Origin of the sequence: Sutterella sp. KLE1602, assembly GCF_001578585.1 — a bacterium.
GTDB lineage: Bacteria > Pseudomonadota > Gammaproteobacteria > Burkholderiales > Burkholderiaceae_F > Sutterella > Sutterella wadsworthensis_A.
Genome location: NZ_KQ968525.1, coordinates 48,251 through 73,296 on the forward strand (window position 1 = coordinate 48,251; position 25,046 = coordinate 73,296).

Here is a 25,046-nt window from a genome sequence, read left to right on the forward strand (position 1 = left end):
GCCTTGATTGAGGTAAACTATTGGGAAACATTCTCATGCAAGCGCGAAAAAAAGGAACGGCGGGGCGAAAGGCCCGCCGTGCGCAGGGAAATCCTGTGAAAAGCGAGGCGCGCCGCATGACGTCACAACAACAATGAGAAGACGACACAACATGACTGTGATGCACACCGAGGCCGAGCGCCTGGCGATGATCAGGGAGGCGCTCGAGCGCCTCACGGCGGCCGCGACGGGCCTTTTCGAGGACTGGCAGCAGGCGAGGAGCTTCCTCCCGTCGGGCTGCAGGAAGCTGATGGAGGACCTGACGTTCGAGCAGGCCTCCTGGCTTGGGCGCTTTGAGCGCGAGGCGGGCGAGGGCACGTCCTTTTCGGCGCTCGAGAGCTTCGAGGGCTTTGCCGCCAACGTGCGCAGGCTCGTCTCCGAGCACGCCGCGAGCCCGCTTGCGCTCGTGGGCGAAGTCTTTGAGAGCGACGACGAGGAGCGCCTCTTCTTCCGCCGCTGGAAGAACTTCCTTGACGCGGGCATCGGCACGATCGCGCGCAGCTTCGTGATCGACGACATCATCTTTGCGGGCCAGATCGCCGCGAGCATGCGTCTCGTGGGCCTGCTGCGCCGCATCACGGCCGAGTGGGCGCATCTCTCGCCCGAGCATCGCCACCAGCTCGGCATCGACTTTCGCGAAAACGCGCAGGCGCTGAGCGACGCCTACGGCACCGCCTCGAGCGCCGACTTCATACTGATGAAGGACCGCTTTGCCGACCGCCTCAAGGGGGAGTTCGAGGGCTTTCTCGAGGCGGCCGATCACCCCGTCGACGAGACCGACAGGGACGCCGTGATCTTCCGCGCCGCTTCCGAACGCTTCTCCAAGGGCGTTATCGCCACCGTCAAGAGCGTGGTCACGCAGTGCGAGCGCGGCGGCCCCGAGGCCGTGCGCGCCTTCGGGCTCACGCTCGACGCAGGCCGCATGTTCCTCGAGCTCCCGGGCGGCGACGAGACGGCAGAATACTGCCGCCGCACGCTTCTTCCGAGGCTCGAGCGACTCCTCGAGTCGGTCTGACCTCATCCCGGATCGAACAATGAGACGCCCGCAAGGACACGCGGTCCTGCGGACGTTCGTGCATCTGCCTTTCCCTGATTCCGGTCTCAGCCCGCGATGGGCGAGAGGCCGATGAGGACCGTCGAGATCCAGAAGGGGAGCGTCGCCATGGCGGCGAGCGTCTGGGCGGTCGTGACGTTGGCGACCGACGGGGCGTCGCCCTTCATCGAGGCCGTCATCACGTAGCAGCTCTGTGCGGTGGGAAGCGCCGCAAAGAGGATCGCGACGCCCGCCTCCACGGGGTCGAGGCCCGCGAGCGTGACGGCACCCCAGGCGATGGCGGGGACCGCAAGCAGGCGGCAGACGACGGAGGTCGTGATGAGCGCGAGGTGATCCCTGAAGTCATGGAGCCTGAGGCCCGCGCCGATGCAGAGGAGTCCCATCGCCAGCGAGTCGTTGCCCAGATGCGCGAGGAAGGTCGTGGCGGTCTGCGGGACCGTGAGGCCCGATGCCTTGACGAGAAGGCCCGCCACGGTCGCGATGATGAGCGGATTGGTCAGCACCTTGCGAAGCGTCTGAGAAGGCTCTGCATGGCGCTGTTGAGGTACGGAAATAGGATGAGAAAAAGCGGCCTGAAGACATCATGGCCTTCAGGCCGCTGCATGGACAGGCGGGAAGCTACCGAACAGCGCTTATTCGGCGGCGCCCTCCTTCTTCCTCGGTGTGGCGGGTTCTTCCTTCACGGGATGTGCGGCGCGCCAGGCGGCGAGGTATTCGGCAATGCGGCTGATGGCCTCGCGCAGCTGGGGCTCGTGCGGCAGGAACACGACGCGGAAGTGATCGGGATGCGGCCAGTTGAAGCCCGTGCCCTGCACGAGCAGGACGCGCGTGGCTTCAAGGAGCTCCTTGAAGAACTGGCGGTCGTTCTCGATCGGGTAGATCTTCGGATCGAGCCTCGGGAACATGTAGAGCGAGCCCTGGGGCTTGACGCAGGTGACGCCCGGAATCTGCGTGAGGAGCTCCCAGGCGAGGTCGCGCTGAACGCGCAGGCGGCCGCCCTCGCAGACGAGGTCGTTGATCGACTGGTAGCCGCCGAGCGCGGTCTGGATCGCCCACTGGCCCGGCACGTTGGCGCAGAGCTTCATGTTGGCGAGCATGTTGAGGCCCTCAATGAAGTCGCGGGCGGGCAGCTTGTTGCCCGAGATGATCATCCAGCCCGCACGGTAGCCGCAGGCGCGGTAGGCCTTGGAGAGCGAATTGAACGTGATCGTGAGGACGTCGGTGGAGAGGCTCGCGATGGCGATGTGCTTCGCATCCTCGTAGAGGATCTTGTCGTAGACCTCGTCGGCGAAGATGATGAGGCCGAACTCGCGGGCGATGTCGACGAGCTTGAGAAGCGTCTCCTTCGGATAGACGGCGCCCGTCGGGTTGTTCGGGTTGATGATCACGATGCCGCGGGTCCTCGGGGTGATCTTGGCGCGGATGTCGTCAAGATCGGGCTGCCAACCGTTCTCCTCGTCGCAGAGGTAGTGCACGGGGGTGCCGCCCGAGAGGCTCGTGGTGGCTGTCCAGAGCGGATAGTCGGGCATCGGGATGAGGAGTTCGTCTCCTTCGTCGAGCAGCGCGTTCGTCGCGAGCGAGATGAGGTCCGAGGCGCCGTTGCCGAGATAAATGTCGTCGAGCGTCACGCCCCTGATGCCGAGCTCCTGCGTGTAGTGCATCACGGCCTTGCGGGCGGCGAAGATGCCCTTGCTGTCGGAGTAGCCCGCGGAGTTGGGCAGGTTGAGGATCATGTCTCGCTGGATTTCCTCGGGGACCTGGAAGTCGAACGAGGCGAGATTGCCGATGTTGAGCTTGATGAGCTGCTGGCCCTGGGCCTCCATCTCCTTGGCGCGGTCGACGATCGGGCCGCGGATGTCGTAGAGGACGTTGTTGAGCTTCTTGGATTTCTTGATGAGCTTCATGAGGTTTTCCGGCGGAGTTTCAAGCGGGGGAAAGGCCGCTCGTCAATGGCGGCGTCGAACTTCAAAGTGTACGCGCAAAGGCGACGCCGTGTGCGTGAAGGCGGCGTTTTGCTTGCATCCTGATGCAGTTCGGCCCGCCGTTTCGTTGAAAACGGCGGGCCGTCGTGAAGCCGGGAGTAGACGCGGTGCGTCGTGCGTGTCCAGAATTTAGGCGCGGGCGCGGATCCAGGCCTGGAGGTCGGCGATCGTGATGAAGGTCATGTCGTGCCTGCGGGCGAACTCGATGAGTTCGGGCGTGCGCATCATCGTGCCGTCGTCGGCCATGATCTCGCAGCACAGGCCGCAGGGCGCGAGGCCCGCGAGGCGGCACAGGTCGACGGTGGCTTCGGTGTGGCCGTTGCGCACGAGCACGCCGCCCGCCTTGGCGCGCAGCGGGAACATGTGGCCGGGGCGGCGGAAGTCCTCGGGACGGGCGTCGGGGCGAAGGGCGGCGAGCGCCGTGTGGGAGCGCTCGAAGGCGGAGATGCCCGTCGTCGTCTCGACGTGGTCGATGCTCACCGTGAAGGCGGTCTCGTGGTTGTCGGTGTTCTTCGCGACCATCGGCGCCAGGCCGAGCCTGTCGCAGAGCTCGCCCGACATGGGCATGCAGATGAGGCCGCGGCCGTGGACGGCCATGAAGTTGATGTTCTCGGGCGTGGCAAACTCGCCCGCACAGATGAAGTCGCCTTCGTTTTCACGATCGGGATCGTCGGTGACGAGGATGATCTTGCCGGCGCGAAGGTCTTCAAGCGCCTTTTCAATGGTGTCGAACGCATGGGTCATGACGTGTCTTCCTTGTCCGAAGCCAAGGGCTTCGGTTCTCTAGAGGATTGAAGGCGGGATGGGGAGCTTCCGCTCAAGGAAGAGACGAAGGCGCCCCGAACCCGGTGTTGGCCGAACGTTCAGGGCGACGGCAAAGGGCGCAGGCGCGGGCACGCGCATGCCGGACGCAGGCACGCGTCCGCCTTTGACCTGCATCTTCTTACATCCGGACTGTGACCGTCGGCCCAGGAGTTTCACCTGATCATGCGCTTCCCCTGAGGGAGAGGCGCTCGCGGGCTGTACCGCCGGTAGGGACTTTCACCCTGCCCTGAAGATTGCAGAGCGAATTTATACGGAAGGGAAGGGACGATGTCAAGAAAGCAGGCGTTCGCGGAAACGAAAACGGGCGTTCGCCCGAAGGTGAACGCCCGTTTGAGGCTTGGATTCCGTTGTTCGAAACCGCGTGTTAGAACACGAGGCCGGCCATGAGGAAGCCGAACGGGATGGCGGCGACGAGGCCAAGGCAGCCCGGGAGGAAGAACGGATGGTTGATCACGTACGTGCCGGACCACTTGCCCATGAAGGAGCCCGTGTCGTCGCAGGAGATGGCGAAGGCGGAGGTCGGGTAGACGTTCGTGACGAAGATGCCCGAGACGGCCACGAAGCAGGCGAGGATCATCGGGGCGTCGCAGCCGAGGCTGGCGGCAACCGGGACGAGCAGGGCCGAGGTGGCACCCTGCGAGAAGAGCAGAGCGGACACGCAGAAGAAGGCGAGGGCGAGGAGGCCCGGGTACTGGCCGAGGAGGACAGTGGCCTGTTCCTTAATCGTCGGGATGTAGATGCCGATGACCGTGGAGGCGAGCCAGCAGATGCCGAGAATCACGACGAGGGATTCATAACCGCCCTTGAAGATCGAGGAGTTCTTGATCTTGGTGAGCTCGACGTCGCAGAACCAGTACATCAGCATCGAGATGAAGAGCATCGTGATGACGATGATGTCGCGGGAACCGAGGGTGTGGCCGATTTCCTTCTTGAAGAGGAGCATGGCAACGATGAACACCACGGAGAGGAGGAAGATCACGACGGAGAGCTTGGCGCCCTTCGGAAGCGGAGCTTCACGCTGTTCCTGAGAGGACATGGCGACGAGACCGGCCTTCATGCGGGCCTGGAAGATCGGGTCCTTTTCAAGGTCGACGCCCTGGAAGGCGGAGATGAGCGAAGCGACGGCGGCGCCGAAGAGGCCGGCCGGCAGAATCACGCAGAGGACCTGGCCGAAGGAGACGCCCATCGTTTCAACGACAACCCACATGGCGGCGGTGGCGGCCGAAATCGGGGAGGCGGAAATGGCGATCTGGGAGGCGACGACGGCGGAGGTCAGCGGCTGGGACGGACGAACGCCGTTCTGCTTGGCCACTTCCTGAATCACGTTCAGGATGGACATCGTCGTGAAGCCCGTGCCGGAGAGGATCGTCAGAAGGAAGGCGATCGCCGGAGCGAGGATGTTGATGTACTTCGGATTGGCGCGAAGAACGCGGGAGGCAACGCGAACCATGTAGTCCATGCCGCCGGCAACGTGCATGACGGAGCAGGCGAAGAGGACGGACATGATGATGAGGATCACGTCAAGGGGCATGGGACCCGGCGGGATGCCGAGGCAGAAGACGGCAATAGCCATGCCGAAGCCGCCGGCCATGCCGACGCCGATGCCGCCGAGCTTGGCGGCGTAGATGATGCACGCGAAGAGCAGTGCAAAGTGAATGTAGACCATACGATCTCCTTTGGCTGTGGAATCCCGCATCCCGGAGGACAGGGGAACCTGTAAATCTTTGTTATACGTGCGCACCTTATCCGACCCGTCGCCTTAAGTCAACGGGGCAAACGCGGATAAAACGGGTTGAAAGCGCTTCCTGAGGGTAAACGATTCATAGGGTTAACCCGCTGCCAAAATAATTCGATGATCTTTGCAAATCGCTCTGCGACAGTCGTTTCAGGCGGAAAATCGGTCCGATTTTTCCGTGTTTTTCGTGTCGCTTTGAACTTCTGGGTATTTTCCCCTAAAAGTGACGCCGTGAGGCCTTTTGGAGACACCGGCGGGGCGTCGGGGAGAGTGGCCGGAGGGGATGCGGAAGTCGTGTTTTGGGCGCGGTTTCGCCTCAGAATTGCGTAGTTTTCGGTAGTTTTTCGAGAGTCGTGAGGAGTCGCGGGAAATGTTTCAAGGCATTTCGGGAAAGGCGGGCGGACACGAAAAAGGCGCCGCGTCCACGCTTCGGGAGGCGGCGCCCATGATGGGAGCGGTGCGGGTCAGGCGGCTCTGGTCTCGGGCCAGCGCTCGTTCATCCAGACGGTCATGATGTCGGCGCTGCGCACGGCGGCCTCCTCGATCTCCTCGGGCGTGACCTGCGTCTCGGGCGTGCAGAGGATGCGCATGAGAAGGGGCCCGCGGAGCATTTCGATGAAGCGGGCGGCGGCCTCCTCGAGCTCCTCGATCGGGGCGTCGACGTGGTTCTGCAGGACTCGGGCAAAGCACTGGTAGCTCTTCTTCACGCCTTCGCGGTAGAAGAATTCGCCGATGTCACGGCGGGCGAAGGACTGTGCGAAGACGAGGCGGCAGGCGCCGACGGCGCGTTCGGTGAACATGCCCGTGAGGAAGATGCGGCCGAAGGCCTCGAACTCCTCGCGCAGGCTGCGGCCGGGATGGTAGTTGCTCACGTAGGCCTGATAGACGTCGTCGGCCATCATGCCGAGGGCGGCGAGGAAGAGCCCCTCCTTGTTGCCGTAGACCTGGTAGATCACGGTGCGCGAGCCGCCCGAGCGTTCGATGATGCGGGAGAGGGACGCGCCCTCGTAGCCGTACTCGATGAAAACGTCGATGGCGCAGCGAAGGAGCTCGACCGCACGGTTGCGGCCTCTGGGGGTTTTCGGAAGTCTGTCGGTCATGTCTTGTTGCGGGTCCTGGTCGGCGGATCCCGGTTGAATCGGTTGAGGGCCGGATTCCGTGCATTGTACCCGAGCGGCGCCATGCGGGAATGGCGGCGCGATTCGGGATGCCTCAAAAATGGTGTGATCCTCACCGACCGTCCGAGAGACCGCATGCGCCCGCTTCATTCCGCTCGAGAGCTTCTTCTTCTCCTCGCCGCAGCCTTCCTGCTGCACGCGGGCGCGACGTCCGCGGGCGTCATCCCTGAAAATCTAATAATAGGATCACCTTTGCCCCTTTGCTCACTTTTCTGATCCCAGTCTTTCTCTTAAAAATCAAAGAGACGCTGGGATTTTTTATGGATAAATATAGTGTCCCTATGGTATTATATAGGGGCACTATTGGAGGTTGAGATGGGGCGAGCTAGAACGGGCATATCGGTGAAATCCGCGTAAAGCGCGGTAATGGCGACGTTTACGTGTACGAGCGCGAGCTTGCGTACAACCCGGAAACGCGCAAAACCTTTACTGTGGGAAAACGCCTGTTAGGCAAAATTCCGGCCGGTCAGCACGAGATCGTGCCCACCCGACCCAAAAAAGCCGTCGGCGTCAATAAGGAACTAAGGGTTAACGCCAATAAATTACGCATCGGCGCGCTTGAGATTCTCCATTGAATCGGAGAACGTTCCGGCATCAGCCAGGCGCTTTCCTCGTGCTTCGATGACGGTGATGCGCTCAAGGTCGAAACAATCGCGCAGTACTGTCTCGTGACGAACGGGGCGGAACTTTCCGGTCTCGAAGCCTGGCAGCTCTGTCATCGCGCCCCCTATGCGGACGGCATTTCTGAGCAAACGTACAGCCGCCTCTTCAACGACATCGCATTGAACGAGTCCGCGGTTCAGCAGTACTTCATGACTCGAGCGAATACTCCGACGGAGAAACGTAAAGTCCTCGCGGTGGAGTCATCCACGGTCGACACTTATGGCGCCGGTCAGATCGAAGCGAGGCATGGCTTCAGCAAGGAAAGCAATAACCTTCCGTCCGTGAAGCTGTTGAGGATCATGGAGGTTAATTCCCTTCAGCCTCTAGCGTTCCACGCCCAACCTGGGAATGTGCCCGACGTTCTGTCCATCAAAAACACGCTCAAGCAACTTGACTGCCTCATGGAGAGGACGCCCCTCGTCGTGACAGACTGCGGGTTCACGAGCGAGGAGAACTTGCTCGATTTCGTGCGCCACAGCATCCCGACACTCACCCGGATGAAACTCTCCACATCATGGATTCGCGAGGCATTCGACGAGATCAAGGAGGAAATCACGAAGCACGCAAACGCGTGTCCGTTCGACACCTTCACTTTTGGCGTGACGAAGACGGTGAAGCACGAGTTTCAGATTCTTCGCCAACGAACCCGCGGTCAGTACCGTATGGGCGATGTTCAGATTCTGCCGCGCAACCTGCACATCCACTTCTTCTACGACGACGAGAAGGCAACGGCGGATCGAGCGGCTTTCCGCAGCGAGCTCAAGCAACTCAAGGGTCTCGTCGAGAACGGGGAGACGCTGAACAAGGCCGGACAGCAGAAGGTGGAACGGTTCTTCTTCGTGAAAGAGACGTCCAAAGGCAAGGTTGTCGAGTTCAACGACGAAGCCATTCATGAGTACCAGACGGGGCACGGCTTCTTCGTGTTGATCAGCAACACGGAGAAAAACACTTGGGAAGCGCTGAGGTACTACCGTCTTCGCGAAAAGATCGAGGAGCTGTTCGCGGCGCAGAAGCACTCGATGGGGGGGCGCCGATCCCGGGTTTGGACGCCGGAGAGATTGCGCGGACGGCAGTTCGTGCAGTTTGTCGGACTCGGCTACTGCTTCTTCTTCCTCAACGAGCTCAAAAAGCTCAAGGCACGCCTGGGGGTTGACGACGGCACGAAGTCGGCGGTGCAACTCAAAAACGAGAGCAAGCTGCGGTCGTGGCTGGAAAACAAGACCTTGTTGCAGATCTTGCAGTGGTTCGATGCGGTGTACGCCATGCAGGTCGAGACGCCTTACGGCAAGCGGACCATTACCACAGAGACCACCGCTCGCGACGAGCTTTTCCTACGCGAGCTGGGGATCACGCTCGTACGCTGAAACGTGTCCCCTTTGTGGAACTTTCAGGCTATGACCTGAAGATCGGCGAAGGCACCGCCTCCGCATTCGCCATCAACTCGGGCCGCATGGCCGTCAAGACGATCCTCGGCAACAAGTAACCGCGGTTAATCGGCGACATGAGGCAGGCCGTTCCCCTGGACCTGCCGCTCCCCAAAGGATCTTCCTGCGCAAGCGGGAAGGTCCTTTCGATTTCTCGGAAGGCGTACAATCGTCAGACACCAAGACCATTGTTCAAAAAATGGAGAACCCCAAATGGCTCTGCTTCTTCAAGACCGTCTTCTGCCCGGCGTCGCCGAACTCGTGCCCGAGCTCGAGGAGATCCGTCACGACATTCATGCACACCCCGAGCTCGGCTTCGAGACCGAGCGCACCGTGGGCCTGATCTGCGACTATCACAGGAAGAGCGGCATCGTCGAGATCGACACGGAGCTCGTCAAGGGCTGCGTCATCGCCGTGATCGAGGGCAGCCGTCCCGGCCACACCATCGCCATCCGTGCCGACATGGACGCCCTGCCGATGAACGACGGCTGCGGCAAGCCCTGGGCGAGCACGGTTGCCGGCCGCGGCCACTGCTGCGGCCATGACGGCCACACGACGTGGCTTCTCGGCGCCGCCCGCTGGCTCGCCGCGCACAACGACTTCCCCGGCCGCATCGTGCTCGTACACCAGGCCGCCGAAGAGGCCGGCACGGGTGCGAAGGCCCTCGTCGAGGCGGGCCTCATCGAGAAGTACGGCATCGAGGAGATCTACGGCGGCCACACCGAGCCCAATCTTCCCAAGGGCGTGATCGGCTTCAAGCCGGGTCCCCTCCAGGCCGCGAGCGACAGCGTCTACATCACGCTGCGCGGCAAGGGCACGCACGGCGGCCGTCCGCACCTCGGCGTCGACCCGATTCCTGTCGCCGCCCAGATCGTGACGGCGCTCCAGACGATCGTCTCCCGCAAGGTCGACCCGATCGAGTCCGCCGTCGTCTCCATCTGCTCGATCAACTGCGGCAACTTCAAGGCCAACAACGTCGTGCAGAGCGAACTGACGATGAGCGGCACGGTGCGCACCTTCCTGCCCGAGATCCGCGACCTCGCCGAGGAGAACATCCGCGCGATGGTGACGGGCATCGCCGCCGCCAACGGCTGCACGGTCGAGCTCGTCTACGACCGCATGATCGGCTCCGTCATCAACGGCGAGGAGCAGACGATCGCCGCCCACGAGGTCACGAAGGCCCTGCTCGGTGAGGACAACGTCCGCATCATCCGTCCGTTCATGTCGAGCGAGGACTTCTCCGAGTACCTCAACCGCATCCCAGGCGCGATCATCCGCGTGGGCATCCGCGATGAGGAGCACCAGGTGTCGCTCCACAATCAGCAGATGGACTTCAACGACGAGGTCCTCCCCGTCGCCGTGAGCGTCGTGGCCAACATGGCCGTCAGGCGCCTCGAGGCGCTCGCCGCCCGATGAGATCCTGAACAAGGATCGGCATTGAAAAGGGGCGTCCGATCTGCATGAACGGGCGCCCCTTCTTCGTGGGTGCGGGCGTTGCGCGCAGCTTTCTTTTCGAGATCCGGATCAGACGAAATGCACGATGAAGAGCATCACGGGCAGGGCCGGGATGATGCCGAGTGTGGTCACGCCGATCGCTCTTGAGGCGAAGCGCTCGTCGCCGCCGTAAGTGCGTGCGAGAACGGCGATGACCGACGAGACGGGCAGGGCGGCGGCCGCGACGAAGACCTTGCGCATGATGGGCTCGAGGTCGAACGGGATCGTGACGAGGTACATCACGAGCGGGCGGATCATGAAGCAGGAGAGGAGCACGAAGACGAGTTCGCGGGGCATGCGCTTCATCTCGGAGACGCCGATTTTGAAGATCGTCATGCCGATGAAGAAGAGCGCGAGCGGCGAGGTGACGGAGCCGAAGCTCTTCACGGTGGCCGCGACGAAGTGCGGGATCGGAATCGAAAGGACGACGAAGGCGATGCCGACGATGAAGGAGAGAAGCGGCGGCGAGAAGAGCATTCTGACGCTCTTCATAAAAACGAGCTTTGGACGCGCGCCGCCCGCCTTCGCGACGCCGTCGGTCTGGATGGCGTAGAGGCCGACGGTCCAGATGAAGACGCAGTTGGCGAAGAAGTAGACGAGCAGGTAGGGAATGCCTTCTTCGCCGAAGAGCGCGGTCGTCATGGGCACGCCCACGAAGAGCACGGTTGAGCCCGTGAAGGCCGCGGTGAAGGTGCCCGAGAGCTCCCTGCGCACGAGGCCGAGCCTGATGAGCGCGAGCGAGATGAGAAGGTTGAGGCAGACCGTCACGAACGGCAGCCAGGCCATGCCGAGGAGCTCGACGAGCTGGTCGTGCGTGAACTTCGTCGTGACGGAATTGAAGAGGAAGAACGGAATCGAGAGATTCACGATCTTCGCCGTCGTGATGCGGCCCGTGTCGTCGAGCTTGCCCGTTTGGGCGGCAAGCCAGCCGATCCCCGCCGTGAGGACGAGGACGAGCACGTTGGAGATCGTATGAAGCAGTGCGTCGGACATTTCGTATGTCGTCTTGTAGGAATCCGAGGATCAAATGATTGTAACAGCACGAGGATTCCTTATCCTCAGGACGGACACCTGCGTCGAAATCGGCGGCGGGGATCCTGATCAGGACGTCGTGCTTCGGGCGGGCGCGAATTTTTCCCGCCCGCAAATCGGTGCGGGACGCGGGCTGCGGTACAATAAGCGGCCGGCGGCAACGCCCGCCTGTCTCCGTACGTCATCTCTGGAAAACCCCGGTCATGCTCACGCAGCTCGTCCTCATCACGCTTCTCATCATAGGCGCGGCGTACTTCGCCATGTCTGAAATCGCCCTCGCAGGCTCCCGCAAGGTGAGGCTCGAGCGCATGGCCGAAGAGGGCGACCACCGCGCCAGGCTCGTTCTCAACCTCAAGGAGAATCCGGGTTACTTCTTCTCGGTGGTGCAGGTCGGCATCAACGCCGTGGCCATTCTCGGCGGCGTGGTCGGCGAGGCGGTCTTCACGGACGTCTTCGCCGCAGTGTTCGCCTACGTCGTGCCGCCGGAGGCCCTCACGCCCGTCTCCTTCTTCTGCTCGTTCCTGCTCGTCACGATTCTCTTCGTGATGTTCGCGGACCTCATTCCGAAGCGCGTCGCCATGAGCTGCCCCGAAAAGGTGGCCGTGCGCTGCATCAGTCCGATGGTGACGCTCATCATGCTCCTCAAGCCGCTCGTCTGGCTCCTGACGGTGCTCGCCAACGCGATCATGCGCATGATGCGCGTGCCGCTCAACAACCAGGACCAGATCACCAACGAGGACGTAATCGCGACGGTCGAGGCGGGCGCCAAGGCGGGCGTCATCGCGCCGCTTGAGCATACCGCCATCACGAACATGATGGGCCTTGAAAACCATCTGGTACCCAGCGCCATGACGGCCCGCGACAGCATCATCTACTTCAGCCTCGACGAGAGTGACGAGAGCATCCGCGAGAAGATCTCGCTCACGCCCCACAACAAGTTCCTCGTCGTCGACGGCGACATCGACCACGTTTTGGGCGTCGTCGACGGGAAGCAGCTCCTCAAGCTCTATGCCGACGGCGAGTCCCTCTCGATCCGCAAGCCCGGCATCGTGCAGCCCATCATCACGATCCCCGACTCGCTCACGCTCACCGAGACGCTCGACCTCTTCAAGAAGGAGAGCTCCGACTTCGCGGTCGTCATCAACGAATACGGCCTCACGGTCGGCATCATCACCCTCAAGGACATCCTCTGGCCCGTGATGGGCAACTACGACGTCTGGGCCGACGACCAGCTCCTCGTCGAGCGCGCCGACGGCACCTGGCTCGTTGACGGCTCGACGCCCGTCGACGACATCGAGCGCGAGTTCGGCATCGAGAGCATGCCCGAGGAGGAGACCTACGAGACGGTCTCGGGCTTCATCATGTACATGCTCCGCCGCGTACCCAAGCGCGGGGACTTCGTCGAGTATGCGGGCTACCGCTTCGAGGTCACCAACATGGACGGCTTCCACATCGACCAGGTGCTCATGCGTCGTGCGGACCACCACGTCAAGCACGCCGACAAGGCCGAGAAGGTCGAGAAGGCCCCCGAGGGCGGCGCCGACGCATCCGCCGCCGACCAGATCAATCCGGGCGGCACGAAGTGACGGGCGCCGTTCGCCTTATTGCGGGCCGCTGCGTGCGTGAGCGGCACGCGGGCGCCAAATGCACCGCCTGCGCCGACGCCTGTCCCGCACGCGCCCTCTCGTTCGAAGGGGCCGCGCTTCGCATCATCGCGCCCGCCTGCGAGGGTTGCGGCGCCTGTGCCGCGGCCTGTCCGCGCGACGCGCTCGAGCTGCCCGGGGCGGGCTGGCGCGAGGCCGTTGCGGCCGTGCCTTCCTCAGGCGTTCTCGAATGCCGCTGCAGTCATGCTGCTCAGGGGCCGGGCACGCCCGTTCCCTGCATCGGAGGCCTTTGTGCCACGACGAGGCTCGAGCTTCTTCGGGGCGGGCTTCGCACGCTCAGGATCGCGACGGGCGTCTGCGAGGGCTGTCCCGCCGAGGTGCGGTGCGAAGGCGTCACGCTGCGGAACGCATTCGTCAGGGATCTCAGGGAGATGGCCGGGGCCTTCGGGCGCACGGTTGACGTCGTCTTTAGCACCGAGCCCGTTCCCGAGGTCGACGGCGGCCGCCGTCATCTTCTGGGCATCGTCGTCAGAAAGTCCGCCGCGCCCGTTTCGCCTGAAAGGATTGCGGAGCACGTGCCCGACAAATCCGCGGGCCACCTGCTTGTGACGGAGGGCTCAAGGCGCAGGCTCATGGCGGCAAGGGGGCTTCTTTCGGGCATGCAGGATGCCGAAGGCGTGCGCGCTGCGAAGGCAGCGTGCCTTGCCGGCCTCAGGGTGCCTCAATTCGATTCGGAAAAGTGTACGGCCTGCGGGCTCTGCGCCGCGGCCTGTCCCCAGTACGCGCTCTCGGCGAAAACCGAGGGCGAAGGCTTCACGATCGCGGCTGTCGAGACGGCCTGCACGGGCTGCGGCCTCTGCGCCGACATCTGCACGTCGAAGGCGGTCTCCTTCGGTGCGCCCGACTCGGCTGACGCTTGGCTTTCGGGAAGACCGGTCGTCAAGCTCGCCGTGAAGGGGAGAAGGCGCGCGTCCGCCTGGGAGGGAATCGTGGAGCGAAGCTTCACGTCGGGATACTTCAACCGATAACTGAACAAGAAAAGGGGGCCTGACATCCGGAAGATGCAGGCCCTTCCTTTTGTGAGGCTTCGTCAGGGGCGTCAGCGGATCCGGCCGATCGCTTCGCAGAGCGCGCGGTGGCACTCGTTGAGCGTGGGGATGGCGCCTTCACCGTCGATGACGCTCTGCACGGAGATGTCGTCCGACTCGGCGATCTCGATGCGGTCGGGTGCGGCCCCCTGGAAGGCCAGGAGCATGTTCCTGAGACCGTCGACGATGTGCAGCGGCGTGCCCACGGGGGCGGAGATTCGCACGAATCCCATGTCGTCGCGCTTGATGCTGAAGCCGATGCCGTTGGCGAGAAGCGCCACGACGCTGTCGGCGCTCCAGAAGACGCTCCCGATCGATTCGGGGTCGTGCAGTTCGGAGTGCACGCGCACGAGGTCGTCGAAGGCGACGCGCAGCGCCATGGCGCCGTCGCGGAACTCGAGTCTGTTGAGGGCGTTGATGCCTGTGAGCACGAAGTTCTTCTTCACGAGAATGCCGAAGTCGGACTCGACGTCGGCTCGCGCGTCGGCAAACTGCTTGGGCGTGATGCGCACGTTGACGAGCTCGGGCTGGTGCTTGAGCCACATGATCACGTCGTCCATCGTGCGGCAGACGCGGTTCTCGCTCTTGAGGCGGCCGTTTTCAAAAAGGCGCACGAACCACTCGAACGAGTTGTGCCAGGCGTTGTACTTGTTGACGAAGTCCTCAAGGACGTCCTCGGGCACGTTCTTCGTGCCGAAGGTCTCGTAGATGCGGTGCACGTCGATCACGGCGACGGCCGAGACGTTGAGCCCCGTGCTCATGTGCTCCTCAAGCGCATCTCTGAAGGGCACGATTCGCAGTTCGCGGCGAAAGTTGATGACGCCGAAGAGGACTGCATAGACGCGCCAGCGCTTGGTATCCTTGGAGAAGAAGCGAAGCCGCTCGGAGATGTCCTCCACCATCTCGGTGTTCCACAGGAGTCCGTAGGAACGCTCGTTCCAGATGAGGACGTGACTGACGAGCGCCTCGAAGTAGGCGCGCATCACGCTGTAGACGATCTCGTGATGAAAGCTCATCACCGAAACGCGCAGCGAACTGTCTTTGAGAAGGAGCGTTTTCATGGTGGAAAACCGTGTTGTGCCGCGTTGAAGTGCCGTTTTATTGAAAACTTCAATTTGACAAGTGGATCCGAAAGAAACCGGCTTGAAAACACTTTAGCCTGTTTTGAGCGTCATTGTGTCGAAAACGTGCCCGAAACGCGCATTTTCTTGCAAAAAAGACGGGAAAGTCCCGATCCCGCGCTCGTTTTCAGACCGCCCGTCACAGAGGCGGGCGGAAATCGTCACATTGATTCGGGCTGAACGAGTCCGAGGCGGCGTGCGGTCTTTCTGAGGGCGGCGGCCCACCACTTCGCGAAGACGGGCGGGACCTCGTCCTTCTTGGTGCGCAGGATGAGGCGCTCGGGCGGCAGGTCGAAGGGGGCCGAGAGGAGCGCGAGGGAGGAGCGCAGGCCCGGCTGCGTCATCGCGACGGCGCGGGGCACGATCGTCCAGCCCACGCCTCTGGCGGCAAGCCCGATCGCCCACTGTGCGCCGTCGACCTCCCAGACGTCGGGGCTCACGGTGATCGGGGACTCCGACTCGCTGTCGCGGGCGTTGACGACGATCTGCCGCACGCCCTGAAGTGCCTCGATCGAGGGGCGCTCGACTGCCGCGAGCGGATGCTTCTTCGAGACCGCCACCGCGCGGGGCGCGAGTCCGATGAGATGCTCCTCGCACTCGGGGTCGGGCCTCGAGGAGAAGATGACCGCCATCGTCATGTGCGAACGCCGGAAGAACCAGTTCGACTCCGAGCTCGAGATGTTCTCGAGCTGGAGGCGCGCCGACGGGAACTGGCGCGAGAAGTCGCGCAGCAGATCAAGGAGAAGCGGCAGCTCGAGCGCCATGTCGATGCCCATGTAGAGAAGGGGCTCGGGCAGCCTGAAGAGCTCCGAGGCGCGGCTCTCGAACCGCTCGGCCTCCCTGAGCACCCGCAGGGCGCCGGGCAGGAGCTCCTCGCCCGCAGGGGTGAGCTTCGCGGGCGTGCCTCTCACGAAAAGCCTGATGCCGAGCTCGTTCTCCATGCCCGCAATGTGGGTCGAGACCACCGACTGGCTGCGCCCGAGAGCACGGGCCGCGGCCGAAAAGGTGCCCTGCGCCGCAACGGCGGCAAAGCTCCTCATCTCTTCGATCGAAATCGTCATGACTGAAAACGCTCCGTTTTGAATGGGACCGAATGCCCGAAGTCCGCCCAGGACGGGCGATGGCGCTTTCAGTCTATCAAAAATCCGATGGAATCCATCTTGAGAGATCGAATTTTGAATGAGAAAATGACGGTGTCCTGACTACCCACGCAGGTCCTTATGTCGATACAAGAACAAAACACCACTCGTCTTTCCAATCAGAACACCCTTCACAACAGCCCGAAGAAGGCTCCGGACAGCACGCCGCAGCATGATGCGAAGATGCGCCGCAGGCTCTTCGCCGCGCGCGCGGGCTTCTTCACCGGCGGCTTCACCGTCGCGAGCTGGGCGCCCATCATTCCCTTCGTGCAGACCGAGCTTTCGCTCGAACCCGCGGTGCTCGGCACGCTGCTCTTCGGCCTCGGCATCGGCTCCTTCTTCGGCATGCCGATTGCGGGCACGGTCTCGACGCGCTTCGGCAATCGCGCGGCGCTTGCCGCCTCGGGCGTGCTCTCCTGCCTGCTGCTCGTCGTGCTGGCGATGATTCCGGGTTTCCGCATCGAGTGTGCGGCCCTTCTTCTCTACGGCGTCACGCTCGGCTGCCTCGAGGTGAGCGCGAACATTTACGGCGCGCAGCTTGAGAAGGAGGCGGGGCATCCCCTCATGTCGGGCCTTCACGCCGCGTACTCCGTGGGCGAAGTCGTCTCCGCGGGCGCCATCACGGGCCTGCTCGTGCTCGGCGTGCCGCTCCTCTGGGTCGTGGGCGGCCTGATGGTCGTGCTCGCCGCCGTTCTTCTGTGGGCGCTTTCGGGCGTCTCCCCCGCCGAGGGCCGTTCGGCTGCGAAGAGCGAGGGCATGGTCTTTGCGCCCGCCAGGGGACGCATCCTGATGCTGAGCCTCGTGTGCATGTCGGTCTTCCTCGCCGAAGGCGCCATGCTCGACTGGTCCGCGATCTACGTCCACCAGGTGGGCGGCGTCGACCTCAAGGCCGCAGGCGTCGGTTACACGCTCTTCGTGATCGCGATGGCCATTGCCCGCCTGATGGGCGACCGTATGGTCGAGCGCTTCGGCCGCGCCCGCGTGCTCGTCACGGGCATGCTGCTCAACATCGGCACGCTCGTCGCGATGGTCCTCACCGACAGTCCGGTCGTGCTCTTCGCAAGCCTCTTCGTGATGGGGCTGGGCATCGCCAACATCGCGCCCGTGCTCATCTCCGCCGCCTCGTCTGTCAAGGGATGCGATCCCACGTCCGCGATCACGACCGTCACGACGATCGGCTACGGCGGCCTGATGGCCGGCCCCGCTCTGCTCGGCTTCATCGCCCAGCACAAGTCGCTCGAGACCGCGTTTCTCTTCATCGCCGCGCTGCTCATGATGGCGCTTCTCAACGAAATCCGCGTGAGCAGGCAGCTCACCGCGAAATCTTGAACCGCCGTCAGGCGTAGAATGTGAGTCTCCCGCCGCAGGCGGGCCCGGGACGCCGCCTTCACACAAGCGTGAGGCGGCGTCGTCGACTTGCGTGCGCACGCAAATTCTGCGTCATCCAACCCACAGCCAGCCAAAAAAAGACAAAATGAAGAGCGACGTCCATCGTCCCGTAGACCTCCGGGCCTTCCTCATCTGCGTGGTTCTCAGCATGATCTGGGGCTTTCAGCAGACCGCCATCAAGGCGAGCGCGCCCGACATCGGCCCCCTGATGCAGGTGGCCCTGCGCTCGGGCGGCGCGGCCTTCCTGCTCTGGTGTGCCAACCGCTTCTGGCTCAGGGAGAAGTGGAACATGAACGTGAAGTTCACGGACGCCCTCAAGGTGGGCTTGGGCTTTGCGGGCGAATTCTTCTTCGTGGCGCTCGGCCTCCAGTACACGAACGCCTCGCACATTTCGGTGCTGCTCTACACGGCCCCCTTCTTTGCGGCGATCGGGCTCTCGATCAAGCTCCCCGAGGAGCGTCTCTCGGCCATTCAGTGGGCGGGCCTCGTGACGGCCTTCACGGGCATTGCGACCGCGTTCCTGCTGCCCGTATTTCTTTCGGGGAGTGCGGTGCCCGAGGGCGAGATGTGGCTGCTCGGCGACTTCTTCGGCCTGATGTCGGGCTTCTGCTGGGGGCTCACGACGATCTCGATGCGCGCCACGACGATGAACGAGGCGCCCGCCTCGCAGATGCTCTTCTGCCAGCTCGCCTCGGGCTTCGCGGTGCTCCTGCCCTGCGCGATCCTCTTCGGACAGACGCACATCGGGCTCACGCCTCTCATGCTCTCGTCCATGGGCTTCCAGACCTTCGTCGTGGCGTTCGCGAGCTACCTCGTCTGGTGTCAGCTCCTCAAGCAGTATCTGGCGGCAAGGCTCGGGATCCTCGTCTTCATGACGCCGCTCTTCGGCGTGCTCTTCTCGGTCTTCATCCTCGGCGACAGGATCGGACTGCCGTTCGTGGCGGGCTCGCTCCTCGTGCTCGCGGGCCTCTTCATGGTTCAGACAAAGCACATTGGCCTCGTGCGCCGCAGAAGGCGCATGTCCGCGCAGGCGGACAAATAGCAGAGGAAATCCGACGGAAAACGAAAAAAGGCGGCTTTGTGAGAAGCCGCCTTTCTTGTCTTGGTGCGCCCTGCTGGACTTGAACCAGCGACCAAGCGATTATGAGTCGCCTGCTCTAACCGACTGAGCTAAGGGCGCAGGAGCGCGAATTGTATCATGAGGCCTCGGCAAGATCAAATGCCGTCTCAAGCCCTGGGGGCGTCGCGCATCGGCGGGAAGGCGTTTTGCGACGGGATGGGATATCATACGGGGACCTTTCCACATACAGGCTTGAGACATGAGCGACACTACCGAATGCCGCATGGTGACGGGCGGCGAAATCGCAGACGAACTCTCGGACGCGTTTCCGGACATTCCGACGAGCAAGGCGCGCGACGCGTTCCGCACCATCCTCCATGCGATGCAGAACGCGCTGATTCGCGGCGACCGCATCGAGATCAGGGGCTTCGGCTCCTTCGCACCTCGCTACCGTCAGGGCGGCATGCGCCGCAATCCGCGCTCGGGCGAGAAGGTCTACGCCCCCGCACGCTGGGTCGTGATCTTCAGGGCCGGCAAGGACCTGCGCGAGGCGATCGACGCGCGCACGGAACGAAAGGCCTGATTGCGTCCTGACGATCCGAATCAAACAGAACGAAGCCCCTGCACCTTGCGGTGCGGGGGCTTCGGCTTTTCCGGGAACCGGTCCCGTGTGCTCGGGACCGGAGGTTCGGTGCATTACGCGGCGTTGGTGGCGCCGGCTGCGTCCTGCTTGCCGCCCTTGAAGAGGCGGCCGACGCAGTGGTAGACGACGAGCAGCGCGAGCACGATGAGCGCGATGGCAATGATGGCCTGCAGACCGTGCGTCATGAAGACGAAAGTGCCTGCGCTCCAGGCGGTGGCGATCTTGAGGAGCGCCTGGACGAGGGCCGTCATCGTGACGACGAACATGACGGTCATCGGGACCCAGAGCATCCAGCCCTTGCGGCCCGTACTCTGGAGGAACACGGCGAGCGCTGTGAGGACGAGGGCGCCGAGGAGCTGGTTGGCGGAGCCGAAGAGCGGCCAGATGTTCATGTAGCCGGCGAGGCAGAGGAACCAGCCGCCGCCCAGCGTGAGCAGCGTGGAGACCCAGGTGTTGCTGAGGAACTTCGCAACGGGGCCCTTTTCCCTGCCGTCGGTCGTGGCGAAGAGCTCCTGGAAGCTCATGCGGCCGATGCGGGCCACGGCGTCGACCGTGGTCATGGCGAGGGCGGAGACGCACATCGTCAGAACGCAGGCGGAGATGTCGGCGGGGAGCCCGAAGGTGTTCGTCAGGAAGCCGGCAACAGCGCCCGAGAAGAGCTGGAACGGGGTGCCCGAGGGCAGCTGGCCCGTCGTGGAGGCGGCGGCGCAGACGATGGTCAGGGCAAGGGCGCCGAGGACGCATTCGACGAGCATGGCGCCGTAGCCGACGGGACGCATGTCGGTTTCATTGGCGATCATCTTGGAGGACGTGCCGGAGGACACCAGGCTGTGGAAGCCCGATATGGCGCCGCAGGCGATCGTCACGAAGAGGATCGGGAAGAGATCAAGCCCCTTCACCTCCCAGCCCACGAAGGCGGGCATGTTGATGGTCGGGTTCGTCACGAACACGCCGACGACGCCGGCGATGATCATGCCGAAGAGCAGGAACATCGAGAGGAAGTCACGCGGCTGCTTGAGGATCCACATCGGCATCACGGAAGCGGCGAAGGCGTAGAGGAAGACCACGACGCGCCAGGTGTCGGCATCGGCGTAGATCGGCCAGGCGATGCCCATGGCGAGCATGGCGATCATCATGGCGATGCCGACGGCGAGCTGCAGGCCGCTCGAGGGCTTGACGTACTTCTGGAAGAGGCCGAAGATCACGGCGCCGACGATGTAGATCATGGAGATCGAGGCGGCGGCAGCGTTGGGCATGTTCTGTTCGCCCGTCTTCGTGAAGCCGTTGAACGTCGCGGCGATCATGTCGGCGAAGGCGGCGATGACGAGAAGCGTGAAGAGCCAGCAGAAGGCGAGGAAGAGCTGGCGGCCGAAGCGGCCGACGTATTGCTCGATGATCATGCCCATGGACTTGCCGCCGTTCCTGACGGAGGCGTAGAGAGCCGTGAAGTCCTGGACGGCGCCGAAGAAGATGCCGCCGATGATGATCCACAAAAGCGCGGGAAGCCAGCCGAACATGGCGGCAATGATGGGGCCCGTGACGGGACCGGCGCCCGTAATGGACGTGAACTGGTGCGCGAAAACGGAGAGGCGGGAGGCGGGCTGATAGTCCTTGCCGTCGTTGCGAAGCGCGGCGGGTGTTTTGGCGTTCGGATCGATGCCCCATGTCTTTTCGAGCCAGCGACCGTAGAAGTGGTAGCCGAGCCAGAGGCAGACGATCACGACAGCCATGAGAGTGAGACCGTTCATCTGTAGATCATCCTGAAAAGTTGTTCTTGTATGTCGGGAGGTCGAGAGGGCCTCCTTCATTTGCTACTCTAAATGCCTGTCGCACAGAGGTGACTAGGCTCTTTGCCTTATAAGGCATAGGGCTTAGGGAGAAAGCCTCATGGATGTTCAGCCTAGGCGGCTTGAGGAAAGCTGGCCCTTCCTTGGAACATCGGCTTATCCCGAAAGTGTCGCCTATAAGTGACGGTCAAATGAAAACGCTCGTCGGGAGGTCGTTTTCGGGCGGTCGTCGCTCGAAAACGCATCGGACGTGCGCCCGAAGGGGCGCGGGAGGCGGATATTGCGGAAATCTATCGGAGGATGTTCGCCCTGAGTTTTTCTTGAGGGCGAGAAGGGGATTTCTGCACCGTGAAGGGGAGCGGCGCGAGGCGTTGATGGTGCGTGCGCACGCAGATGGTGCGCGGGGGAGGAAAGGAAAAAATCGGGCCGGCTCCCTGCAGGGAGCCGGCCCGATCAAGCACTGACGGCTGGCAAGAATTACTTCTTGAGCGTGACGATGCGGTTCGTGTCGACGACTTCGAACGTGTCGCCCGTCTTCACGAGGCCGCGGACGTCGGTAAGCTCGGCCGGGATCGACCAGGCGTTGACGACCTTTTCAGCGGCCACGTCGATTTCGACGAGGACGTTGTGGTTCTTGGAGACAGCGAAGAGGCTGCCGTTCTCGTAGACCATGCCGGTCACGTAGAGTTCGCCGAGCGTGCGGCCTTCCTTGAGGTCGGCGGACGGGACGAATTCACCGGAGAGCATCCAGTCGGACATGAGGGCCTTCGAGATCACGAAGGTCTTCTTGTTGCGGTTGTCGGGCACCGTGGCGGTGTAGACGTAGCGGCCGTCGGAGGCGGCGGAGTGCACGTAGGAGAACTTGGCGCGTTCAGTGCCGACGCGGGCGCGGCCAAGACCGCCGACATGCTCGACCTGGGTGCGGCCGGCCGTGAAGTTGCCCCAGTTCTTGACGTCGTCGCCGTTCGGGTTCAGACGAGCGCGCAGGAGCGACTTGTTGGAGCCCATGAGGATGAAGGCGTCGTCCTTGTACGGCGTGATGGCCACGAGGTCGAGGACGTTGGCGGAGTACCACGGATCATAAGCGGCGGAGACGACCGGCTTGAGGGACTCGTCAAGGGCCCAGAAGCTGTACTTGGAGCCGATGAGGTACTGGCCGTTGATCTTCGAGATCGTGTTGACCTTGGCGTCCACGCCTTCGATCGGACGGATGTTCGCGATCGAGAGGGCGCCGGTCAGCTTGACGGGCGCGTCGGCGGCGTCATGCTTGAACTCGATGCCGAGCTTGGCGGCATTGGGCTTGTAGGCGAAGTCGGGATCCTTCACGTTGCGCTTGCCGAGGAAGTCGATGCCGGACCACATGCCTTCCCAGCTGTCCGAAGACCAGATCACATACTTCGGGTTGAAGGAGAAGCGGACCGGGTCACCCTGGCCCCAAAACGGAGGAACGCCGGTGGACCAGAGGGCCTGGAAGCAGTTCGAGGCGATGATGGCCGTGACGATGCCGAAGGCGACGCGGTTGAACTTCGTCATCGGACGGAAGGCCTTGCCCTTGAATTCGGCCACGAGGGCGTCGAAGCGCGGGGCGAGGTAGACGGCGAGACCGAAAAGGAAGACGACGCACCAGAAGACGATTTCGGCCCAGAACTGGGTGTGGATGCCGAAGACGTCAAGACCGAAGCCCTGGCCGACGTCACGCATGGCGTGGTTGCCGTAGTGGCGGAAGCTCATGTAGAGGCCGACGGCAGCCATCACGAGCATCGTGGCGAGGTACTTGGGCTTGAAGCCATAGCGCACCATAAAGAGCGCGACGACGCCGATGTAGGCCATTTCCTGACGCTGACCCCAGCACAGCGTGCAGGGAGAGTCGCCCATGAAGTAGCCGAGGATCACGTTGGCGATGCCGACGGGAAGAAGAACGATGAGGAGACCGCCCCAGCAGATGAGGTCGTAGAAGGTCTTGGCCTTCGAGATGTCCTTGTCGTTGACGGGAAGAGCATAGTTCGTCATGATCGGCTCTCCTTAGATGTTGAGGACGCCGAGGATGGCGTTGGAGACGTGACCGACGTACATGAGGACGACGACGGCCCAGGACACGATGAGGAGCCCCCACGCAAGCTTTTCCTTCTCAGGCTTGAAGATGAGAAGCAGCATGGCGGCGGTGAGCATAAGAAATTCCAGGAATTCCATGATCAGCCTATAAGGTTGAGTACTTCGAGCCCGCCGTATCAGGCGGGGAACGGAAATGCACCAAGGAAACATGTACTGCATCGTTGCATAACGCAACCCCCTGCAACACAGTGTTTCTTGAATACGCAGGCCGTGGATTATATACAATGGGCGGGGCTAGGGAGAATGCCGTAGCGTGTATGCGGTACGAACTTTGTATCTCACGCAAACGGCTCTTGCACAGCGTTTTCACCCGCAATGCGTCCGAACGTGAAGACGTCGGAGAGGGCGTTGCCGCCCATGTAGTTTGCGCCGTGGACGCCGCCCGTGACCTCGCCCGCGGCGTAGAGGCGGGGGATGACGCGGCCGTGTCGGTCGAGCACTTCGGCCCGCGGGGTGATGGCAATGCCGCCGAGCGTGCAGTTGACGCACATGGTGACCTTGGCGCCGTAGAAGGGGCGTCGGGCGATGCGGTGCATGAGGACGACGGCCCTGCGGCCGACGGGGTCGTGCCCCGTTTCGACGGCTTCGTTGTAGGCCTCGACGGTGGCGACGAGGGCTTCGGCGGGGATCTGAAGTAGGGAGGCGAGTTCGGGGATGGAGTTCGCCTCGAAGGCGTCGCCGCGCATGAGGGCGCGGTCGAACATGGCGCGCGAGAGCGTGCGCATGGCCGAGTAGCCGTTGGCGTCGAGAATGGGGAAGGCGATGCCGCCGGGCTGGGCGAGGACGGCGGCGGAAAGCTTCGAGCTCGGGCTGTCCTCAGCGATGAAGCGTTCGCCCGCGCGGTTGACGAAGATCATGCGCTCGACGGTGGAGGCGGCGCCGATGAAGCGGCCGTCCTCCGCGCTGCCGGGGAGAAGCTGGAAGAAGTCCATGCCGACGGCGGCCGCGCCGATGTCCTCGAGCGGCGCGATCAGGTCGCCCGTGGTGCCGGGCAGGTTCGTCGAGCGAAGGTGCCCGAGCCTCGGGGCGAAGCGCCCGACGAGTTCGGCGTTCGCGCCGAATCCGCCCGTGGCCACCACGACGCCGCGCCTGGCGCGGATGAAGAGGCGCCGTCCGTTCATGCGCTCGGCCTCGACGCCGAGGACGGGGCCCTCGAGCCCGTTGCGGATGACGCGCAGCACCTTCGTGCCCGTTCTGATCGAGACGCCAAGCTCGCGGCACTTGAAGAGGAGCGGACGGATGTAGCCCGAGCCCTCGGGTTCGGACGGACTGTGCGTGCGGGGCCAGAGGGAGCCGTAGACCTGATAGACGCCGGGCTCGAACCGCACGCCGAGCTCCTTGAGCCAGGCGAGCGCACGGGGCGCACCCGTGGCGACGGTCTCGACGAGCTTCGGATCCGCACACCAGCGGCCCGTCTCGAGCATCTGGCGGGCGTGCAGCTCGGGCGAGTCCTCGATGCCGAGCGGCTTCTGGACCGCGGGGTCGACCGCATTGAAGGCGTCGGCAAGACGCGTGTTGCCGCCCACGTCCTGGGTCTTCTCGAGGACGACGACGTCCTTTGAAATGCTGCCCGCCATGACGGCGGCGGCAAGACCTGCGCCGCCCGCGCCCGCAATCACCACGTCGTGAACCTCGCTCCAGCGGACGGCGTTCGCATCGGCCGCGAGCACGGCGGGG

20 protein-coding genes, 1 tRNA gene, 1 pseudogene and 1 riboswitch are annotated in these 25,046 nt (G+C 63.2%); of the genes and pseudogenes, 9 read left to right on the plus strand and 13 right to left on the minus strand.

All coding sequences use genetic code 11. From position 1 onward, the window contains the following. Positions 1 to 151: 151 nt before the first annotated feature. Positions 152 to 1,054 (plus strand): hypothetical protein, encoded by a 903-nt coding sequence (locus HMPREF3036_RS04845; protein WP_062332052.1) that lies wholly within the window; start codon positions 152 to 154, stop codon positions 1,052 to 1,054. 86 nt (positions 1,055 to 1,140) lie between these two features. Here the strand turns inward: HMPREF3036_RS04845 and HMPREF3036_RS04850 are convergent, their stop codons facing one another. From HMPREF3036_RS04850 to HMPREF3036_RS04870, 5 genes and pseudogenes are all read right to left on the minus strand, one after another. Continuing rightward, positions 1,141 to 1,647, minus strand: coding sequence for an AEC family transporter (locus HMPREF3036_RS04850; protein ID WP_081579497.1), 507 nt, complete (start codon positions 1,645 to 1,647; stop codon positions 1,141 to 1,143). Between the two features lie 78 nt (positions 1,648 to 1,725). After that, a complete protein-coding gene (locus HMPREF3036_RS04855; protein WP_005436753.1) occupies positions 1,726 to 2,997 on the minus strand; it encodes a pyridoxal phosphate-dependent aminotransferase in 1,272 nt (423 codons plus the stop codon). Positions 2,998 to 3,222: 225 nt separating this feature from the next. Further along, a pseudogene (gene ribB / locus HMPREF3036_RS04860) lies at positions 3,223 to 3,819 on the minus strand (3,4-dihydroxy-2-butanone-4-phosphate synthase); the annotation flags it as partial. Positions 3,820 to 4,008: 189 nt separating this feature from the next. Continuing rightward, positions 4,009 to 4,138, minus strand: a riboswitch (FMN riboswitch). Positions 4,139 to 4,264: 126 nt separating this feature from the next. Then, positions 4,265 to 5,566: an anaerobic C4-dicarboxylate transporter gene (locus HMPREF3036_RS04865; RefSeq protein WP_005436757.1), complete on the minus strand. Its 1,302-nt coding sequence runs from the start codon at positions 5,564 to 5,566 to the stop codon at positions 4,265 to 4,267. A gap of 533 nt (positions 5,567 to 6,099) precedes the next feature. Further along, entirely contained in the window at positions 6,100 to 6,735 is a 636-nt protein-coding gene (locus HMPREF3036_RS04870; RefSeq protein ID WP_062332055.1) for a TetR/AcrR family transcriptional regulator, read from the minus strand. Between the two features lie 458 nt (positions 6,736 to 7,193). Between HMPREF3036_RS04870 and HMPREF3036_RS11835 the strand changes: the two genes are divergently transcribed. The 3 genes from HMPREF3036_RS11835 (at position 7,194) to HMPREF3036_RS04880 (ending at position 10,316) form a co-directional block, all read left to right on the plus strand. Then, on the plus strand, positions 7,194 to 7,388 hold the full coding sequence (locus HMPREF3036_RS11835; protein WP_156469740.1) for a hypothetical protein: 195 nt from the start codon (positions 7,194 to 7,196) through the stop codon (positions 7,386 to 7,388). 93 nt (positions 7,389 to 7,481) lie between these two features. Further along, positions 7,482 to 8,840: an IS1634 family transposase gene (locus HMPREF3036_RS04875; protein WP_062332058.1), complete on the plus strand. Its 1,359-nt coding sequence runs from the start codon at positions 7,482 to 7,484 to the stop codon at positions 8,838 to 8,840. Between the two features lie 273 nt (positions 8,841 to 9,113). Next, a complete protein-coding gene (locus tag HMPREF3036_RS04880) occupies positions 9,114 to 10,316 on the plus strand; it encodes a M20 metallopeptidase family protein (protein WP_062332062.1) in 1,203 nt (400 codons plus the stop codon). 108 nt (positions 10,317 to 10,424) lie between these two features. Here the strand turns inward: HMPREF3036_RS04880 and HMPREF3036_RS04885 are convergent, their stop codons facing one another. Further along, positions 10,425 to 11,387 carry an AEC family transporter gene (locus tag HMPREF3036_RS04885; protein ID WP_062332066.1) on the minus strand — a complete coding sequence of 321 codons (963 nt, stop codon included), beginning with the start codon at positions 11,385 to 11,387 and terminating at the stop codon, positions 10,425 to 10,427. A gap of 242 nt (positions 11,388 to 11,629) precedes the next feature. On the opposite strand from HMPREF3036_RS04885, the gene HMPREF3036_RS04890 reads away from it, so the two are divergent. Then, entirely contained in the window at positions 11,630 to 13,012 is a 1,383-nt protein-coding gene (locus HMPREF3036_RS04890; RefSeq protein WP_005436769.1) for a polyamine export protein PaeA, read from the plus strand. Then, positions 13,009 to 14,058 (plus strand): 4Fe-4S binding protein, encoded by a 1,050-nt coding sequence (locus tag HMPREF3036_RS04895; RefSeq protein ID WP_062332069.1) that lies wholly within the window; start codon positions 13,009 to 13,011, stop codon positions 14,056 to 14,058. Before HMPREF3036_RS04890 ends, HMPREF3036_RS04895 begins: the two co-directional genes overlap by 4 nt. Before the next feature lie 71 nt (positions 14,059 to 14,129). On the opposite strand, the gene HMPREF3036_RS04900 is transcribed toward HMPREF3036_RS04895, so the two are convergent. Together HMPREF3036_RS04900 and HMPREF3036_RS04905 are read right to left on the minus strand one after the other, a co-directional pair. After that, positions 14,130 to 15,179, minus strand: coding sequence for a hypothetical protein (locus HMPREF3036_RS04900; RefSeq protein WP_062332072.1), 1,050 nt, complete (start codon positions 15,177 to 15,179; stop codon positions 14,130 to 14,132). A 221-nt stretch (positions 15,180 to 15,400) separates the two neighbouring features. Further along, positions 15,401 to 16,300 (minus strand): LysR family transcriptional regulator, encoded by a 900-nt coding sequence (locus HMPREF3036_RS04905; RefSeq protein WP_005436773.1) that lies wholly within the window; start codon positions 16,298 to 16,300, stop codon positions 15,401 to 15,403. A gap of 159 nt (positions 16,301 to 16,459) precedes the next feature. Between HMPREF3036_RS04905 and HMPREF3036_RS04910 the strand changes: the two genes are divergently transcribed. Together HMPREF3036_RS04910 and HMPREF3036_RS04915 are read left to right on the plus strand one after the other, a co-directional pair. After that, positions 16,460 to 17,707 carry an MFS transporter gene (locus HMPREF3036_RS04910; RefSeq protein WP_062332075.1) on the plus strand — a complete coding sequence of 416 codons (1,248 nt, stop codon included), beginning with the start codon at positions 16,460 to 16,462 and terminating at the stop codon, positions 17,705 to 17,707. Between the two features lie 145 nt (positions 17,708 to 17,852). Continuing rightward, on the plus strand, positions 17,853 to 18,809 hold the full coding sequence (locus HMPREF3036_RS04915) for a DMT family transporter (RefSeq protein WP_005436776.1): 957 nt from the start codon (positions 17,853 to 17,855) through the stop codon (positions 18,807 to 18,809). A gap of 61 nt (positions 18,810 to 18,870) precedes the next feature. On the opposite strand, the gene HMPREF3036_RS04920 is transcribed toward HMPREF3036_RS04915, so the two are convergent. Continuing rightward, positions 18,871 to 18,947: transfer RNA gene (locus HMPREF3036_RS04920), tRNA-Ile, on the minus strand. 139 nt (positions 18,948 to 19,086) lie between these two features. Between HMPREF3036_RS04920 and HMPREF3036_RS04925 the strand changes: the two genes are divergently transcribed. After that, positions 19,087 to 19,410, plus strand: coding sequence for an HU family DNA-binding protein (locus HMPREF3036_RS04925; protein ID WP_005436778.1), 324 nt, complete (start codon positions 19,087 to 19,089; stop codon positions 19,408 to 19,410). Positions 19,411 to 19,523: 113 nt separating this feature from the next. On the opposite strand, the gene HMPREF3036_RS04930 is transcribed toward HMPREF3036_RS04925, so the two are convergent. From HMPREF3036_RS04930 to HMPREF3036_RS04945, 4 genes are all read right to left on the minus strand, one after another. Beyond that, positions 19,524 to 21,218: a carbon starvation CstA family protein gene (locus tag HMPREF3036_RS04930; RefSeq protein WP_062332077.1), complete on the minus strand. Its 1,695-nt coding sequence runs from the start codon at positions 21,216 to 21,218 to the stop codon at positions 19,524 to 19,526. 516 nt (positions 21,219 to 21,734) lie between these two features. After that, positions 21,735 to 23,267, minus strand: a complete 1,533-nt coding sequence (locus HMPREF3036_RS04935; RefSeq protein ID WP_062332080.1) for a disulfide bond formation protein DsbI — start codon at positions 23,265 to 23,267, stop codon at positions 21,735 to 21,737. 12 nt (positions 23,268 to 23,279) lie between these two features. Further along, on the minus strand, positions 23,280 to 23,426 hold the full coding sequence (locus HMPREF3036_RS04940; RefSeq protein ID WP_231289389.1) for a dihydroneopterin aldolase: 147 nt from the start codon (positions 23,424 to 23,426) through the stop codon (positions 23,280 to 23,282). A gap of 221 nt (positions 23,427 to 23,647) precedes the next feature. Next, positions 23,648 to 25,046: FAD-dependent oxidoreductase (locus tag HMPREF3036_RS04945; protein ID WP_197457939.1), on the minus strand; the 1,399-nt coding region annotated here is incomplete at its 5' end.

Coding starts and splice junctions, on each gene's coding strand:
- HMPREF3036_RS04845 (WP_062332052.1), top strand. CDS start 152: ATGACTGTGATGCACACCGAGGCCGAGCGCCTGGCGATGATCAGGGAG.
- HMPREF3036_RS04855 (WP_005436753.1), bottom strand. CDS start 2,997: ATGAAGCTCATCAAGAAATCCAAGAAGCTCAACAACGTCCTCTACGAC.
- HMPREF3036_RS04865 (WP_005436757.1), bottom strand. CDS start 5,566: ATGGTCTACATTCACTTTGCACTGCTCTTCGCGTGCATCATCTACGCC.
- HMPREF3036_RS04870 (WP_062332055.1), bottom strand. CDS start 6,735: ATGACCGACAGACTTCCGAAAACCCCCAGAGGCCGCAACCGTGCGGTC.
- HMPREF3036_RS04880 (WP_062332062.1), top strand. CDS start 9,114: ATGGCTCTGCTTCTTCAAGACCGTCTTCTGCCCGGCGTCGCCGAACTC.
- HMPREF3036_RS04885 (WP_062332066.1), bottom strand. CDS start 11,387: ATGTCCGACGCACTGCTTCATACGATCTCCAACGTGCTCGTCCTCGTC.
- HMPREF3036_RS04890 (WP_005436769.1), top strand. CDS start 11,630: ATGCTCACGCAGCTCGTCCTCATCACGCTTCTCATCATAGGCGCGGCG.
- HMPREF3036_RS04900 (WP_062332072.1), bottom strand. CDS start 15,179: ATGAAAACGCTCCTTCTCAAAGACAGTTCGCTGCGCGTTTCGGTGATG.
- HMPREF3036_RS04905 (WP_005436773.1), bottom strand. CDS start 16,300: ATGACGATTTCGATCGAAGAGATGAGGAGCTTTGCCGCCGTTGCGGCG.
- HMPREF3036_RS04910 (WP_062332075.1), top strand. CDS start 16,460: ATGTCGATACAAGAACAAAACACCACTCGTCTTTCCAATCAGAACACC.
- HMPREF3036_RS04915 (WP_005436776.1), top strand. CDS start 17,853: ATGAAGAGCGACGTCCATCGTCCCGTAGACCTCCGGGCCTTCCTCATC.
- HMPREF3036_RS04925 (WP_005436778.1), top strand. CDS start 19,087: ATGAGCGACACTACCGAATGCCGCATGGTGACGGGCGGCGAAATCGCA.
- HMPREF3036_RS04930 (WP_062332077.1), bottom strand. CDS start 21,218: ATGAACGGTCTCACTCTCATGGCTGTCGTGATCGTCTGCCTCTGGCTC.
- HMPREF3036_RS04935 (WP_062332080.1), bottom strand. CDS start 23,267: ATGACGAACTATGCTCTTCCCGTCAACGACAAGGACATCTCGAAGGCC.
- HMPREF3036_RS04940 (WP_231289389.1), bottom strand. CDS start 23,426: ATGCTCACCGCCGCCATGCTGCTTCTCATCTTCAAGCCTGAGAAGGAA.